12 protein-coding genes and 1 tRNA gene are annotated in these 14,577 nt (G+C 58.6%); 6 read left to right on the forward strand and 7 right to left on the reverse strand.

Annotation, left to right across the window (positions count from 1 at the left end):
• From pstA to tadA, 3 genes are all read right to left on the reverse strand, one after another.
• Window positions 1-1,396, reverse strand: a 1,396-nt coding sequence (pstA, locus tag AB5Y85_RS20455; protein WP_368222068.1) for a phosphate ABC transporter permease PstA, incomplete at its 3' end; no start/stop codon positions are given.
• A 32-nt stretch (window positions 1,397-1,428) separates the two neighbouring features.
• A complete protein-coding gene (locus tag AB5Y85_RS20460) occupies window positions 1,429-3,666 on the reverse strand; it encodes an ABC transporter permease subunit (protein WP_257687751.1) in 2,238 nt (745 codons plus the stop codon).
• A gap of 204 nt (window positions 3,667-3,870) precedes the next feature.
• Entirely contained in the window at window positions 3,871-4,464 is a 594-nt protein-coding gene (gene tadA, locus AB5Y85_RS20465; RefSeq protein ID WP_307772321.1) for a tRNA adenosine(34) deaminase TadA, read from the reverse strand.
• A gap of 201 nt (window positions 4,465-4,665) precedes the next feature.
• Here tadA and AB5Y85_RS20470 point away from each other — a divergent pair.
• From AB5Y85_RS20470 to aceA, 4 genes are all read left to right on the forward strand, one after another.
• Window positions 4,666-4,742 (forward strand) — tRNA-Pro (locus AB5Y85_RS20470).
• Between the two features lie 223 nt (window positions 4,743-4,965).
• The gene (locus AB5Y85_RS20475; protein ID WP_005334106.1) at window positions 4,966-5,106 is read left to right on the forward strand and encodes a hypothetical protein; all 141 of its coding nucleotides are present in this window, start codon (window positions 4,966-4,968) and stop codon (window positions 5,104-5,106) included.
• 688 nt (window positions 5,107-5,794) lie between these two features.
• Window positions 5,795-7,402, forward strand: a complete 1,608-nt coding sequence (gene aceB, locus AB5Y85_RS20480) for a malate synthase A (protein WP_257687753.1) — start codon at window positions 5,795-5,797, stop codon at window positions 7,400-7,402.
• Between the two features lie 73 nt (window positions 7,403-7,475).
• Window positions 7,476-8,789: an isocitrate lyase gene (aceA, locus tag AB5Y85_RS20485; protein ID WP_088869417.1), complete on the forward strand. Its 1,314-nt coding sequence runs from the start codon at window positions 7,476-7,478 to the stop codon at window positions 8,787-8,789.
• A 192-nt stretch (window positions 8,790-8,981) separates the two neighbouring features.
• Here the strand turns inward: aceA and hda are convergent, their stop codons facing one another.
• The 3 genes from hda to upp all read right to left on the reverse strand — a co-directional run bounded on the left by hda (window position 8,982) and on the right by upp (window position 11,584).
• Complete coding sequence (hda, locus tag AB5Y85_RS20490; protein ID WP_013723920.1) at window positions 8,982-9,683, reverse strand: DnaA inactivator Hda; 702 nt, start codon at window positions 9,681-9,683, stop codon at window positions 8,982-8,984.
• 104 nt (window positions 9,684-9,787) lie between these two features.
• Window positions 9,788-10,807 carry a DUF2066 domain-containing protein gene (locus AB5Y85_RS20495; protein WP_257687754.1) on the reverse strand — a complete coding sequence of 340 codons (1,020 nt, stop codon included), beginning with the start codon at window positions 10,805-10,807 and terminating at the stop codon, window positions 9,788-9,790.
• 150 nt (window positions 10,808-10,957) lie between these two features.
• Complete coding sequence (gene upp / locus AB5Y85_RS20500) at window positions 10,958-11,584, reverse strand: uracil phosphoribosyltransferase (protein ID WP_005334115.1); 627 nt, start codon at window positions 11,582-11,584, stop codon at window positions 10,958-10,960.
• A 176-nt stretch (window positions 11,585-11,760) separates the two neighbouring features.
• Between upp and purM the strand changes: the two genes are divergently transcribed.
• Window positions 11,761-12,798, forward strand: a complete 1,038-nt coding sequence (gene purM / locus AB5Y85_RS20505; protein ID WP_021231046.1) for a phosphoribosylformylglycinamidine cyclo-ligase — start codon at window positions 11,761-11,763, stop codon at window positions 12,796-12,798.
• Window positions 12,795-13,433, forward strand: a complete 639-nt coding sequence (purN, locus tag AB5Y85_RS20510) for a phosphoribosylglycinamide formyltransferase (protein ID WP_257687755.1) — start codon at window positions 12,795-12,797, stop codon at window positions 13,431-13,433. The genes purM and purN overlap by 4 nt, the downstream gene beginning before the upstream one ends.
• A 239-nt stretch (window positions 13,434-13,672) precedes the next feature.
• Here the strand turns inward: purN and AB5Y85_RS20515 are convergent, their stop codons facing one another.
• The gene (locus AB5Y85_RS20515; protein WP_021231048.1) at window positions 13,673-14,434 is read right to left on the reverse strand and encodes a Nif3-like dinuclear metal center hexameric protein; all 762 of its coding nucleotides are present in this window, start codon (window positions 14,432-14,434) and stop codon (window positions 13,673-13,675) included.
• Between the last annotated feature and the right edge of the window lie 143 nt (window positions 14,435-14,577).

Below are 14,577 nucleotides of genomic sequence, written 5' to 3' on the forward strand. Positions count from 1 at the left end.
GCATCAGTGGCGCCACTTCACCGGCTGCACGGGCAATCGCCAGAATAAGGCCGGTCATGATGGCCGGGCTCGCCATCGGCAGCACGATGCGCCACAGGGTCTCGGCCTGGGTCGCGCCCAGTGCCAGCGAGCCCTGACGGATGGTGCTCGGGATCCGCGCCAGCCCCTCTTCAGTGGAGACAATCACCACCGGCAGGGTCAGGATGGCCAGGGTCAGCGCCGACCAGATCACGCCGGGTGAGCCAAAGGTCGGGCTCGGCAGCGCTTCCGGGTAGAACAGCTGGTCTAACGAACCGCCGAGTGTGTAGACGAAGAAGCCCAGACCAAACACGCCGTAGACGATGGAGGGCACGCCCGCCAGGTTGATCACAGCAATGCGGATGATCTTGGTCAGACTGTTCTTGCCCGCATACTCGTGCAGATAAACCGCTGCCACCACCCCCAATGGGGTCACGATGATCGCCATCAGGAACACCATGAACACGGTGCCGAAGATGGCCGGGAACACCCCACCCTCGGTGTTGGCTTCACGGGGATCGTCAGAGACGAACTTGCCGATCTGGTGGAACCAGTGACCCACCTTGGCCAGCAGGCTCATGTCGTTGGGCCATACCACGTCCAGTACCTTGGACATCGGCATGGTCACCAGCTCGCCACGCATATCCTTGACGGTGATGGCGTCGCGGTCGGCCTGACTGCGCAGGGAGAAGAGCTCTTTTTCCAGCACCTGATAGCGATCGTTGAGGGCCTGACGCTCGCTGGCCAGTTCGGCTTTGAGCTGATCGGTCAGCTTGTCATCCAGCTCGGCCTTGCGCTCTTTCAGACGCAGCCGCTCCAGTTGATAGTTGATGCTGCCGATGTCCCCTTTTTGCAGATCGTTGGCCTGTTCGGAGAGGGCATTGGCTCGCGCCAGCACCCGCTGCAGGGCAGGATGCAGATCAGAGGTGAGCTCGCGGCCATCCTCTTTCACCCCGACGATATAGCCATAGAAGTTGCCGTTGGTGGCACGCTCAACCATGGCCAGCTCGGCTGGCTGGCTCTGGGACTTGATGTCCGTCTCCAGCACCCAGCGAAAATCGAGGTCAACGAACTCGCGGTTGCCGGTCTTGACCAGATAGCGGGTCAGCAGCTCGCGCTCTTCCCCTTCCAGCGCCAGACCTGCGGCGCGCAGTCGCTCTACCGGTACCTGCTCGCGATCGTTGATCTCGCCGATCAGAACGCTCTTGTTGCCGCTGGCGTCTTCCAACTGCCACTCATAGATGGGGTGCGGCCAGAAGTAGACCAGACCACGCCAGCCGATCAGCAGCAGCAGACCCAGTACCGCCACCAGACTCAGGCTGACGGCACCGCCGGTCATCCAGATCCAGGGGGCCCCTGATTTAAACCACTTACCCATTGTCGATTCCTTGTCCATTAAAGAGTCGCCCCTTACATCGAGCTGTATTTTTCACGCAACCGCTGACGGACAAATTCGGCCAGGGTGTTGAACAAAAAGGTGAACACAAACAGGACGAAGGCCGCGAGGAACAGTACCCGATAGTGGGAGCTGCCCACTTCCGATTCCGGCATCTCCACCGCGATGTTGGCGGCGAGGGTGCGCAGCCCCTGGAACATGGAAAAGTCCATGATGGGGGTGTTGCCGGTAGCCATCAGCACGATCATGGTCTCGCCCACGGCGCGGCCAAGACCCATCATCACCGCAGAGAAGATGCCTGGGCTCGCGGTGAGGATCACCACCCGGCTCAGGGTCTGCCACGGGGTGGCCCCCAGTGCCAGCGAGCCCTGGGTCAGGTGCTTGGGCACCGAGAAGACCGCATCTTCAGCGATAGAGAAGATGGTGGGGATGACCGCAAAGCCCATGGCGATACCGACCACCAGCGAGTTGCGCTGGTCAAACTTGATGCCCATTTCGTGAGTCAGCCAGATGCGCGAATCGCCGTGCATAAAGGCATTCTCGATGAGCGGGCTCAGGGCGAAGGCACCCCAGCCAATCAGCAGCAGCACCGGGATCAGCAGGATGGCGTGCCACCCCTCCGGCAGCCAGGACTTGCCGCGCTCCGGCAGATAGTTCCAGAGCAATGCAGTCAGCAGCATCCCCATCGGCAGCAATATCAGCAGCAGGATCACCCCGGGCAAGGCACCCTCGATGATCGGCGCCAGCCACAGACCCGCCAGGAAGCCCAGGATAACGGTCGGCAGCGCCGCCATGATCTCGACCGTCGGCTTGACGTATTTACGCAGCCCCGCCGACATGAAGTAGGCGGTATAGATGGCACCAGCCACGCCGAGCGGTACAGCAAACACCATGGCGTAGAAAGAGGCTTTCAGCGTACCGAATACCAGCGGCACCAAACTCAGCTTGGCTTCAAAGTCGTTGCTGGCGGAGGTGGATTGCCACACATACTGGGGCTCCGGATACCCTTCGTACCACACCTGTTGCCAGAGGGCAGACCAGGTCACTTCGGGGTGCTCGTTCTCCACCGAGAAGAGCTTGAAGCTGTTCCCTTGCTGCATCAGCAACAGGTTGTGACGGGGGGAGATGGCCAGGGCAGAGAGTTCACCCCCTTCCACCGTCTCGGTCAGCAGCTTGGTCTCGCCGGTGGCGTGGAAGAAGCTGATGATGCCGTCCTTGTCGGCACTGATGAAGCCTTTGCGAAAGTGCTCGGGAGTCAACAGATCCACGGCGCCATCACCCTTGAAATCACGGATCTGGGTGAACTGACGTTTGCCATCCTTTGCCACTTCAAACCACTGGGAGATGACGCCGTTGTCATTACCCACCAGCAACGAAGAAGCGCCTGCCAGCAGCTCGACCCGGGTCACGTTGGCGTTGGTGGCATTGATCTCCAGCACGTTGCGCAAGGAGATCTCGCTCAGGTTATGAATGTCATAGACGGAGAGACGATTTCCCTGACGTACAAAGAGGATCCGCAGATTGGGGGTCAGCAACATCTGATCCACATGGCGCGGCAAAGAGGGAATCGTGTAGTTTTCACTGCTCCACTCAATCTCCCCGGAGATGAAGTTCTCCTCACCGCTCATCACCGTCATCACGCCACGACCATCTTCGGTTACGGCAGCGGTCGCCATCTTGTCCTTGGTGGCTTCAAACACCATCAGTTGCAGCGCCTTCCCTTGCGGGTCGATCACCACCGGCTCTTCGCCGAAGGGATATTGCAGGCTGGGTTCAATCACCCGCACATCGTTGGGATAGGAGACCTTGAACGCTGGCTGGACGACCTGCGCCTTGCCATCGGCAAAGCCGTAAGCGATCAGCCGCTGGCCCGGTGCCGGGGTCGCTACCGTGGTGATGTCACCAGCAACCTGGGCCTGACCCAGTGACTGGCCGACCTTGATCTTGTCATCTCCCTGCACCGCAAAGAAGTTGACCTGCCCTTTATCGCTGAAGCGATAGCCGATCTCGTTCTGCTCTTCCACGCCGAGCCAGGCGGTCTTCCCTGCGGCAGGCAGGGTAAACGAGGCGGTCGGCTCCATGGAGGCGCCATTGAAGATGGGTTTCACCACATAGAGCAGATAAAAGAAGATAAGCAGCAGCGCCACCAGTACCAGGGCTCCGCCTGTGGTGACGCCATATTTGGCCAATTTATCCTTGATCCGGCGTTTTCTACTGCCCGCCATGACCAGGTTTAACGATTCCGATGACATGCAAGACCTCAATGTAAGCTAGGCTTCGCGGCATTATATGGCGGTTGCATGACAGTTTTGTTACATCGAGGACGCTTTAACAGACGTTGTTAGCGGAAAAATGGGCGGGGATCCCTTCGAAGGCGGGCGAGCGTAATATATTGTTTATAAAGGGATATTTATGCTGATAATCAGCAAGGGCAGCCTGCGCTGCCCCCGAATGATTCAGGAAAGGGTATCGTTTGATTGTTGCAGCGCCAGTTTGGCCGCCTTTTTCTCGGCGCGACGGCGCTTGAAGAAGGCCGACAACTGGGCCGAGCAGGCATCGGCCAGCACACCGCCGGTCAGCTCGACACTGTGGTTGTGGCGCGGGTCCTGCAAGATCTCGAACACCGACCCCGCGGCACCGGTCTTGAGATCTCGGGCGCCGTAAACCACCCGCTTGACCCGACTATGGATCAGCGCTCCGGCACACATGCAGCAGGGCTCCAGCGTCACATAAAGAGTGGTGTCGAGCAGGCGGTAGTTCGCCAGCTGCTTGCCCGCCGCCCGGATTGCCATCACCTCGGCATGGGCACAGGCATCGTGCTCGCTGATGGAGCGGTTCCACCCCTCGCCCACCACCTGACCATCCAGCACCAGTACGGCACCGACCGGGATCTCGCCAATCCCTTCGGCCCGGGCGGCCAATGCCATGGCATGGCGCATCCACTGTTCGTCCTGCGCGGTTTGACTCGATGTCTCTGGGACCTCTGATGGTTTCACGCCCATCCCCTCTTTATATTGTTCAATTGTGCTGTTTACATTCCAGCTATCCATACCTGTCAGATGAATCCATAGATAGCAGGCATGATAGCTCGCGGTGACAGGGCGGCGATTATGCCAAATCTGCACGTCAGACCCAAGCCGCATCCCGACTGAGCAATAAAGAAGCAATCGGCATCTCTATGATAAAAAAGGAGTTGCACCCGTTTGGCCATGCTATTAGACTTCCTCCCCGTCAGCCGAGTCTGACTCCGTCGGTGTGTAGCGCAGCCAGGTAGCGCATCTGCATGGGGTGTAGAGGGTCGGAGGTTCGAATCCTCTCACACCGACCATTTTCCCCGAGAATAGCCCAGTCAAACGACTGGGCTATTTTTTTGCCTCCGATTTATCCTCCTGACAACGCCAGTCCACCAAGAACAAAAAACACTCAGAACCACTTGAATCTTTTTGCCGAACTCATTAAGATGCGCAACTTTCCGCCGGTAGACAACACAGGGAGGTGGAAACACGAGTGAAGGGATCACTGTCCGGCTTGCGTGCAACACAGGACCAGGCATGAACCAGAACACCGATTTCGCACCCGCCATTACGCTTTATTCCGTTCCTCACGACACCCCTTGCCACACCGAAAGCGAAAATGAACAGGTCATCCAGCTGGATGTGATCGATCTGGCCGAACCGGATGATGACTATTGAGCCCGGCCAGATGGCCGCTCAATCACTGGGGCATCGCCTGTTCAACACACTCAGTTTCACACCCTTGGCGAGAAATCTGCAAAAAACGACAAACTGCTAATTCTATCAAGGATGGCAGTATTATTGACTGATGCGTCTCCCTCTTCCCTCCCCAGCATCCCCCCCGACAATTGATACAAACCTACGTTATTGCGCTTCACTTTCCATCGTTGCAACCGCTGGTGCCAACAGAGCCTGCATCACCACGCCAAGTTTAAAACGCACGTTCACTAACTAGGTCTAGCAATAGCAAAACATTCATTGCCACATTCAAACGCACTTGATACGGCTGTTTTGGCAAAGCCTGGAGTTAGGTCGGGATTTGTTTTTGCATTTGTAATTTTATTACGTAATAAGTTACAGAACGAGGCGCAGGGTAACGACCCAAATTAGCCGTTGTCCGATGGGAAAAAGCAGGAGCATAACCATCTGCGTAGAGTTTTTATACCAACCAAATAAAGCAATAAAAAACATCAACTTAACCATATCGAAAAAACAGGCGTTTAAAAAAAACTGTTGACGTAATCAACAATATTTCGCACCTTATCAATCGTGTTATCCCGTTGTTGCGGGAACGTTTCAGGAACAGGGATTCGACTTTAGTCGTAGTTAGTAAGTTCAAAATGTAATTCTCAAAGGAGTGAACCTTATGTCGGCACCGGCTCAGACCCACTGCAGCGCCCGCCTTCGCATCCAGGGCGAAATGCTGCCCGAATACGCGCAAATTCTGACGCCGGACGCGGTGGCACTGGTCTCCGAACTGGTGGAACGTTTTGCTCCCCAAAGAGGGGAATTGCTGAAACAACGTGTGGCACGCCAGGCCCGTATCGATGGAGGCGAGCTGCCGGACTTCCTGCCTGAAACCGCCCACATCCGTGAAGGTGACTGGACCATTCGCGGCATTCCTGCCGACCTGCAAGACCGCCGTGTGGAGATCACCGGCCCGGTCGAGCGCAAGATGGTGATCAACGCCCTCAACGCCAACGTCAAGGTGTTCATGGCGGACTTCGAGGACTCACTGGCTCCCGCCTGGAATAAGGTGATCGAGGGCCAAATCAACCTGCGCGATGCGGTCAACGGCACCATCTCTTACACCAGCCCGGAAGGAAAGGCTTATACCCTGACCCCCAATCCGGCCGTCCTCATCTGCCGGGTACGCGGTCTCCACCTGCCGGAAAAACATGTCACCTTCGATGGCGAGCCCATCCCCGGTGGCCTGTTCGATTTTGCCCTCTACTTCCTGCACAACTATCAGGCGCTGCTGGCCAAAGGCTCGGGCCCCTACTTCTACGTCCCCAAGCTGCAGAGCCATCTGGAAGGGCGCTGGTGGAGCGAGGTGTTCGCCTGGACCGAGGACAAGTTCGGCCTGCCCCGCGGCACCATCAAGGCCACCGTGCTGATTGAAACCCTGCCGGCCGTGTTCGAGATGGATGAGCTGCTCTATCAGATGAAAGATCACATCGTTGCGCTGAACTGCGGCCGCTGGGACTACATCTTCAGCTATATCAAAACCTTGAAGAACCATCCGGATCGGGTACTGCCTGATCGTCAGGTGGTGACCATGGACAAGCCGTTCCTCTCCGCCTACTCGCGGCTGCTGATCAAGACCTGTCACAAGCGCGGTGCGCTGGCGATGGGTGGCATGGCCGCCTTTATTCCGGCCAAAGACGCGGCCGTCAACAAGCAGGTCTTCGCCAAGGTCAAGGCCGACAAGGAGCGCGAAGCCAACAACGGCCACGACGGTACCTGGGTCGCCCACCCTGGCCTTGCCGACACCGCCATGGCGGTGTTCAACGCCACCATTGCGGCTGGCGCCAAGAACCAGATCGGCGTGCTGCGCGAGCAGGATGCCCCCATCACCGCCGCCGACCTGCTGGCACCCTGTGAGGGCGAGCGCACCGAGGCAGGGATGCGCACCAATATCCGGGTTGCCCTGCAATATCTGGAGGCTTGGATCAACGGCAACGGCTGCGTCCCCATCTACGGTCTGATGGAAGATGCCGCCACCGCCGAGATCTCCCGCACCTCCATCTGGCAGTGGATCCGCCACGGCAAGAGTCTGTCGAATGGCAAGGTGGTGAAAAAGGAGCTGTTCCGCCAGATGCTGGCCGAGGAGCTGGAGGTAGTCAAAGCCGAGGTGGGCGCCGCACGCTGGCAGGCAGGACGCTTTGCCGAGGCAAGCGAGCTGATGGAAGAGATCACCTGCGCCGACACCCTGATCGATTTTCTGACGCTGCCCGGTTACGAGCGGCTCTGAATCACGGGCCCCCAGCGGGGCTCGCCAATAACAAGTCAATGGAAACGTGAAATCAATGAAAGAGGGAACTGATATGGCACTGACCCGTGAGCAACAGATCCAGGCTATCGAGAAAGACTGGGCGGAAAACCCCCGCTGGAAAGGGATCAAGCGCGGCTACAGCGCCGAAGATGTGGTAAACCTGCGCGGCAGCTTGCAGCCAGTGCACACCCTGGCCCAGCGTGGAGCCGACAAGCTGTGGGGTCTGATCCACGGCGACGCCAAGAAAGGCTACGTCAACTGCCTCGGCGCCCTGACCGGCGGTCAGGCGGTGCAGCAGGCCAAGGCGGGGATCGAGGCGATCTACCTCTCCGGCTGGCAGGTGGCGGCGGACAACAACTTGTCCTCCACCATGTATCCGGATCAGTCCCTCTACCCGGCCAACTCCGTACCGTCCGTGGTGGAGCGCATCAACAACTCCTTTGCCCGTGCCGACCAGATCCAGTGGGCCAACAAGGTAGGACCGCAGGATGAGGGCTTTATCGACTACTTCCTGCCCATCGTGGCGGATGCGGAAGCCGGTTTCGGCGGCGTGCTGAACGCCTTCGAACTGATGAAGGGGATGATTGAAGCGGGCGCCGCCGGCGTGCACTTCGAGGATCAGCTCGCTTCCGTCAAGAAGTGCGGTCATATGGGCGGCAAGGTGCTGGTACCGACTCAGGAAGCGGTGCAGAAGCTGGTTGCCGCCCGTCTGGCAGCCGATGTGTGCGGCACCACCACCCTGGTGATCGCCCGTACCGACGCCAACGCCGCTGACCTGCTGACCACCGACGCCGACCCGTACGATGCAGACTTCCTGACTGGCGAGCGCACTGCCGAAGGGTTCTACAAGGTGCGTGCCGGTATCGATCAGGCCATCGCTCGCGGTCTGGCTTACGCCCCCTACGCTGACATGGTGTGGTGTGAAACCGCCAAGCCGGATCTGGACGAAGCGCGTAAATTTGCCGAAGCAATCAAGGCTAAGTTCCCGGATCGCATCCTGGCCTACAACTGCTCCCCGAGCTTCAACTGGAAGAAAAATCTGGACGATGCCACCATCGCCCGCTTCCAGCAGGCGCTCTCCGACATGGGCTACAAGTACCAGTTCATCACCCTCGCGGGTATCCACAACATGTGGTTCCACATGTACGAGCTGGCCTACCAGTACGCCCGTGGCGAAGGGATGAAGCACTACGTCGAGATGGTGCAGGAGCCGGAATTTGCCGCCGCCAGCCGTGGCTACACCTTCGTGGCACACCAGCAGGAGGTTGGTACCGGTTACTTCGACAAGGTGACCACCGTCATTCAGGGTGGCCAATCCTCGGTGACCGCACTGACCGGCTCCACCGAAGAAGATCAGTTCCACTAATAAGAGAGCTGCCTTGAAATAGCAAAACCCCGGCCTGAAGCCGGGGTTTCTTTTTGAAAGGCCCTTCTCCCGAAGGGAGAAGGAACAAAGCTATAGAACCTCTTCACGGTCTGTGACGAGAGGTCGTCAGCAAGGTGAAGAGCAGCACATGAGCCTTGCTCACGGCCTCGCAGTAAGAACGTGGTCAGGTTCTCAGAGCTCGAGGATCTCTTTGACAAAGGGAATGGTCAGCTTGCGCTTGGCGCGAAATGAGGCGTTATCGAGCTGATTGAGAGTGGTAAGCAGGGTTCGCATATCGCGGGAGAGTCGGTTGAGCAGGAAGCGGCCCACATCGATGGGCAATTTGAAGCCCCGCAGCTCGGCACGCAGCTGCAGGGCACTGAGCTTGCCTTCATCATCCAGCTCTTCGAGATGGAAACTCACCCCCCAGTCGAGGCGCGAAGCGAGATCCGGCAACTGCAGCCCCAGTTTGCGCGGTGCGCTGCAGCCGGTGACCACCAGCGTCCCCTCGCCCTTCTCCTGCCAGCGATTGTAGAAATCGAACAGCGCCCGCTCCCACACGGCATTGCCGGCGATCGCCTCAAGGCTGTCGAGACAGACCAGCGGCAGGCTTTCGAGGGCATCGAGCATGCTGGGATCAAGCTGTTCAAACTGATCGAGGGAGAGATAGGCCGCCGCCGCATCGCGGGCGTTGACCTCGGCACAGGTGGCGTGGAGCAGATGAGAGCGTCCGGATCCTTTGGCCCCCCAGAAATAGAGGAAAGGCGATCCCTGACCGATGGCCGCGTTTTTGAGGGCGGTGATCAGATGAGCATTGTTGCCGGGATAAAAACTGACGAAGGTTTCATCATCCGGTAGTTGTACGGCTAAAGACAGTTGGGCCGGTTGCTTCACTCGTTGGGCTTTGACTGTGACATTTGTGGCTAAGTGTATCATCGCAAAGGCAGATAGAGAACCGCCCNCGGACAAGCCGGGCGGTCTACAAAAGCCTTATAAAATCAGGGCTGCGACCATTGGTAACGCAAACCGCTGCCATTATCGTCAACCTTGCGCAAACGACTCTCGAGCTGCAGTGCCCGCACCAGTTCGGCTTGATCCCCTTGCAGGGTAAAGTGGAAGGTGACCTGGTCCCCCTCCAGCTTGCTGATCGCCACCTTGCTGACGTTGGCCATCCCCTGCAGCATCTTCTGCACGGCGATCATGCTGTCGACTTCGGAGAGACCATCCACCACCAGGGTCTGGCTGGTTGCCGGACCAGAAATGCGGGCACCGTAGTTTTTCACCAGCCAGGCCGCCAGGTTATCAGCAAACCCTTGCGCCACTTCGGCCTGAGTGCCGGTGCTATTGCCACGGGTCAGCTCGGTCACTTCACCGGCCGCTTTGGGGCCGTAGAGTCCCCAATCGATGCTCCACTTGTCACCTTCCGGTGTCAGCTTGCCCAGCACCACCATCTCGGCGCCATAGCGCTGGCTTGCCTGCAAAATCGGGTCGGCAAAGCGTCCCCAGACGTCGGTGGCACTGACCTCCATGTTGTCATCGAGATCCATCAGCGGAATGCTGATGGGCAGCCCCAGCATCTGGGCCTGCTCGCGCAAGGCTTGCGCCCAACCATCGCTGGATTGATCCGCCAGCAAGCGACGCTCACCCTGATCCACCACCAGCCAGATGGCCATTTGGGGACGAGCCGGGCCAAGCAGGGCAAACTGGCTCTCGGAAACCAGGCTGTTGACCTTGTCACTCTTGAACTCGGCTTTCAGATACTTGACGGAGTCCTGATCCTGATAACCATAGCTTTTGACATAGTCGCCCGGGGCCGCCAGCGCCTTGACCACCACCGGCTGGGTGAGGATGTCACGCTTGCCGGTCACCTTGATCAGCACCTGACCCAGTGCCTGCCCCTGAGCGGCCACCATGTCACCACTGGTCGGGGCCTTGCCCTGATAGAGGTCGGTCACCTGAGCGGCCGAGGCCATGAATGACAAGCCGCAGCAGAGGGCGGTCACAACACGTTTGAACATGAACAGAGTCTCGAAATGGGAGAGTGTGCTTATGGTAGCGGCAAGGCGCATCCTGCGGCAAGGCTGGCACAAGCGGCCACAAACAGCAGAGCCGGCGATGCGCCGGCTCCGATCACCCCTTCCACATGGGAGGCGGGTCAAGGCATTAACTTATTTGGTACCGAAGATCTTGTCGCCTGCATCGCCCAGACCCGGCACGATGTAGCCTTTCTCGTTCAGCCCCTGGTCGACAGAAGCGCAATAGAGCTCTACGTCAGGGTGAGCGGCTTCCAGCGCCTTGATCCCTTCCGGCGCGGCAACCAGTACCAGCACCTTGATGGATTGGCAGCCTTTCTTCTTCAGCAGATCGATAGTGGCGATCATGGAACCACCGGTGGCCAGCATCGGATCGATGACCAGCGCCAGACGCTCTTCGATGTTGCTGACGATCTTTTCGAAATAGGGAACCGGTTGCAGGGTCTCTTCATCACGGTAGATACCGACCACGCTGACGCGGGCGCTCGGCATGTGCTCCAGCACGCCATCCATCATGCCAAGGCCGGCACGCAGGATGGGTACGACGGTTACCTTCTTGCCTTTGATCTGGTCAACTTCTACTGGCCCATTCCAGCCATCGATGATAACCTTCTCGGTTTCGAAGTCAGAGGTCGCTTCATAGGTCAACAAACTGCCCACTTCTTTGGCCAGTTCACGGAAACGCTTGGTGCTGATATCGCCTTCACGCATCAGACCGATCTTGTGTTTGACCAGGGGGTGTTTGACTTCAACGACTTTCATTATTATCTCCTCTAACCTGCCGCAAAAAAATCGCGGAATCATACAACAAAAGCCACCGCTTGTAGAGCATTTCCGCGCAAAAACGCGCAAACGATTTCCTTTCTGGTTTTTCACCGCCACTGTTAGAATACGCCCCGAATTTTACCCTCCACTTCTTTACATGACGGGGAATACTCGTGACTGACAAAACCTCACTGAGCTACAAGGATGCTGGCGTAGATATCGATGCCGGCAATGCACTGGTTGAACGTATCAAGGGCGTGTCAAAGCGCACTCGTCGTCCTGAAGTCCTTGGTGGTCTTGGCGGCTTTGGGGCCTTGTGTCAAATCCCTGCGGGCTACAAGGAGCCGGTACTGGTCTCCGGTACCGATGGTGTGGGCACCAAGCTGCGGCTGGCCATCGACCTGAAGAAGCACGACACCGTGGGCATCGATCTGGTGGCCATGTGCGTCAATGACCTGATCGTACAGGGCGCCGAGCCGCTGTTCTTCCTCGACTACTATGCAACCGGCAAGCTGGACGTGGACACCGCAGCCGCGGTAGTCACCGGGATCGGTGCAGGTTGCGAGCAATCCGGCTGTGCCCTGGTGGGCGGCGAGACCGCCGAGATGCCGGGTATGTATGAAGGGGAAGACTACGACATCGCCGGTTTCTGCGTCGGTGTGGTGGAGAAGAGCGAAATCATCGACGGCAGCAAGGTCGGTGAAGGGGATGCTCTGATCGCGCTGGCTGCCAGCGGCCCTCACTCCAACGGCTTCTCCCTGATCCGTAAAATTCTGGAAGTCTCCAAAGCCGACGTGCATCAGCCGCTGGGTGACACCACCCTGGCCAACGCCCTGCTGGAGCCGACCCGCATCTATGTGAAACCTGTGCTCAAGCTCATCAAGGAGTGCGAGATCCACGCCCTCTCCCACATCACCGGCGGTGGCTTCTGGGAGAACATCCCCCGCGTATTGCCTGCCAATACTCAAGCGGTGATCGACGAGCAGAGCTGGCAGTGGCCGGCGGTGTTCAGCTGGCTGCAGCAGGCTGGCAACGTCACCCGTCACGAGATGTATCGCACCTTCAACTGCGGCGTCGGCATGATCATCGCCCTGCCCGCCAACCAGCTGGAGAAGGCGCTGACCCTGCTCAAGGCAGAAGGCGAGAACGCATGGCACATCGGTCATATCGCCAAGGCAGCAGACGGTGAGGAGCAGGTCGTCATCAAATGATGCGGATCCTTGTCCTAATCTCCGGCAGCGGCAGCAACCTGCAGGCGATCCTCGACCACTGCGCCAGCGACAAGATTGCCGGTGAAGTGGTCGGCGTTATCAGCAACAAGGCCGATGCCTATGGTCTGGTTCGCGCCAAAGAAGCAGGAGTGGCGACCTCCATTCTGGCCCAGCAGCAGTTTGCCAGCCGGGAGGAGTACGACGCCGCCCTGCTGGCGCTGATGGCAGATTATCAGCCGGATCTGGTGGTACTGGCCGGGTTTATGCGGATATTGAGCGGCGATCTGGTGCGCCATTTCGCCGGGCGGATGATCAATATCCACCCCTCCCTGCTGCCCAAGTATCAGGGACTGCACACCCACCAGCGCGCTATCGACGATGGGGAACGCGAGCATGGCGCCAGCGTCCACTTCGTCACCGAAGAGCTGGACGGGGGCCCGGTGATCCTGCAGGCCCGCGTACCCATCTTTGAAGGGGACACTGCGGACGAGGTAGCAGCACGGGTGCAGGCGCAGGAGCACAGCATCTACCCGCTGGTGGTGCGCTGGTTCTGCGAAGGCAGGCTGCAGATGATAGATGGCGCCGTGCAACTGGATGGCGCCCTGCTGGGCCCCGCGGGTTACGCCTGCGAGTAAGCAGACGTCTTGTCGAAATGTGAAAAAGGAGGCTGATGGCCTCCTTTTTATTTCCTGAATTTTCCCACCACAGGCACAGGCTTAAACCTGTTCACGACCTGCAGCGAGAAACCGTCAACAAGGTTACAAGCTGCCCAGGAACCGGAGCGTATGGACATACGTGAGCACTCTTTGCTGTATACATAAGCGAGCAGCACATGAGCCTTGATCACGGTTTCGTAGCCAGATCGTGGACAGGTTTAGACCGGATTGTCGATATCGATAAAGGTCACATCCAGCCCATGCACAGTCGCCAGCCACTCCCCCAGCGCCTTGACGCCGTAACGCTCGGTGGCGTGATGGCCAGCGGCGTAGAAGTGCATCCCCATCTCGCGGGCGGTGTGAATGGTCTGCTCTGAGGCTTCGCCGGAGATAAAGGCATCGATGCCCTGCTCCGCCGCCAGATTGATGTAGCTCTGACCGCCACCGGTGCACCAGGCCACGGAACGGATAAGCTCGGGGCCTGTATCGCCACAATAGAGTGGTTCACGGCCAAGGCGCTCGGCAATCAATTTGGCAAAGTCGGCGCCGCTCATCGGCTCTTCCAGCTTGCCCACCATGGCGACGCTCTTGCTGTTCCACGGCTCCAGACCGCGGCGTACCTTGATGTCGAGCAGCTTGGCTAGCTGGGCGTTGTTACCCACCTCGGGATGGACATCCAGCGGCAAATGGTAGGCAAACAGGTTGATATCGTGGGTCAGCAGGGTCTTGAGCCGACGCTGCTTCATGCCGGTGATCTGGGCCGGTTCACCGCTCCAGAAGTAGCCGTGATGGACCAGAATGGCATCGGCTTCGGCAGCCACCGCCGCGTCGATGAGCGCCTGACTGGCGGTGACACCGGTCACCACCTTGCGAATGCGCTCGCGCCCCTCCACTTGCAAGCCGTTGGGGCAGTAATCCTTGATGGCGTGCGGTTCGAGCAGATGGTTCAGTACGGTTTCGAGTTTTCGATGAGAGATCATAGGGGTCCCTTATTAAGGCTCGGTCCCCTGCTTTACCAATAAAAACAGGGCCCAGGCTCAAAGCGCCAAGGGCCCCATGATAATCGAGCCGGGCCGTCAAGACCATGACAGCCCCCACACAGTGCGGTTTCCCTCCCGGCCTC

Source organism: Aeromonas sp. R3-1, from assembly GCF_040908345.1.
In the GTDB taxonomy this organism is placed as follows: Bacteria; Pseudomonadota; Gammaproteobacteria; order Enterobacterales; family Aeromonadaceae; genus Aeromonas; species Aeromonas veronii.

Bases quoted from the DNA above. Each gene is read 5' to 3' on its own strand.
- AB5Y85_RS20460 (WP_257687751.1), bottom strand. From the start codon at position 3,666: ATGTCATCGGAATCGTTAAACCTGGTCATGGCGGGCAGTAGAAAACGC.
- tadA (WP_307772321.1), bottom strand. From the start codon at position 4,464: ATGGATAGCTGGAATGTAAACAGCACAATTGAACAATATAAAGAGGGG.
- AB5Y85_RS20475 (WP_005334106.1), top strand. From the start codon at position 4,966: ATGAACCAGAACACCGATTTCGCACCCGCCATTACGCTTTATTCCGTT.
- aceB (WP_257687753.1), top strand. From the start codon at position 5,795: ATGTCGGCACCGGCTCAGACCCACTGCAGCGCCCGCCTTCGCATCCAG.
- aceA (WP_088869417.1), top strand. From the start codon at position 7,476: ATGGCACTGACCCGTGAGCAACAGATCCAGGCTATCGAGAAAGACTGG.
- AB5Y85_RS20495 (WP_257687754.1), bottom strand. From the start codon at position 10,807: ATGTTCAAACGTGTTGTGACCGCCCTCTGCTGCGGCTTGTCATTCATG.
- upp (WP_005334115.1), bottom strand. From the start codon at position 11,584: ATGAAAGTCGTTGAAGTCAAACACCCCCTGGTCAAACACAAGATCGGT.
- purN (WP_257687755.1), top strand. From the start codon at position 12,795: ATGATGCGGATCCTTGTCCTAATCTCCGGCAGCGGCAGCAACCTGCAG.
- AB5Y85_RS20515 (WP_021231048.1), bottom strand. From the start codon at position 14,434: ATGATCTCTCATCGAAAACTCGAAACCGTACTGAACCATCTGCTCGAA.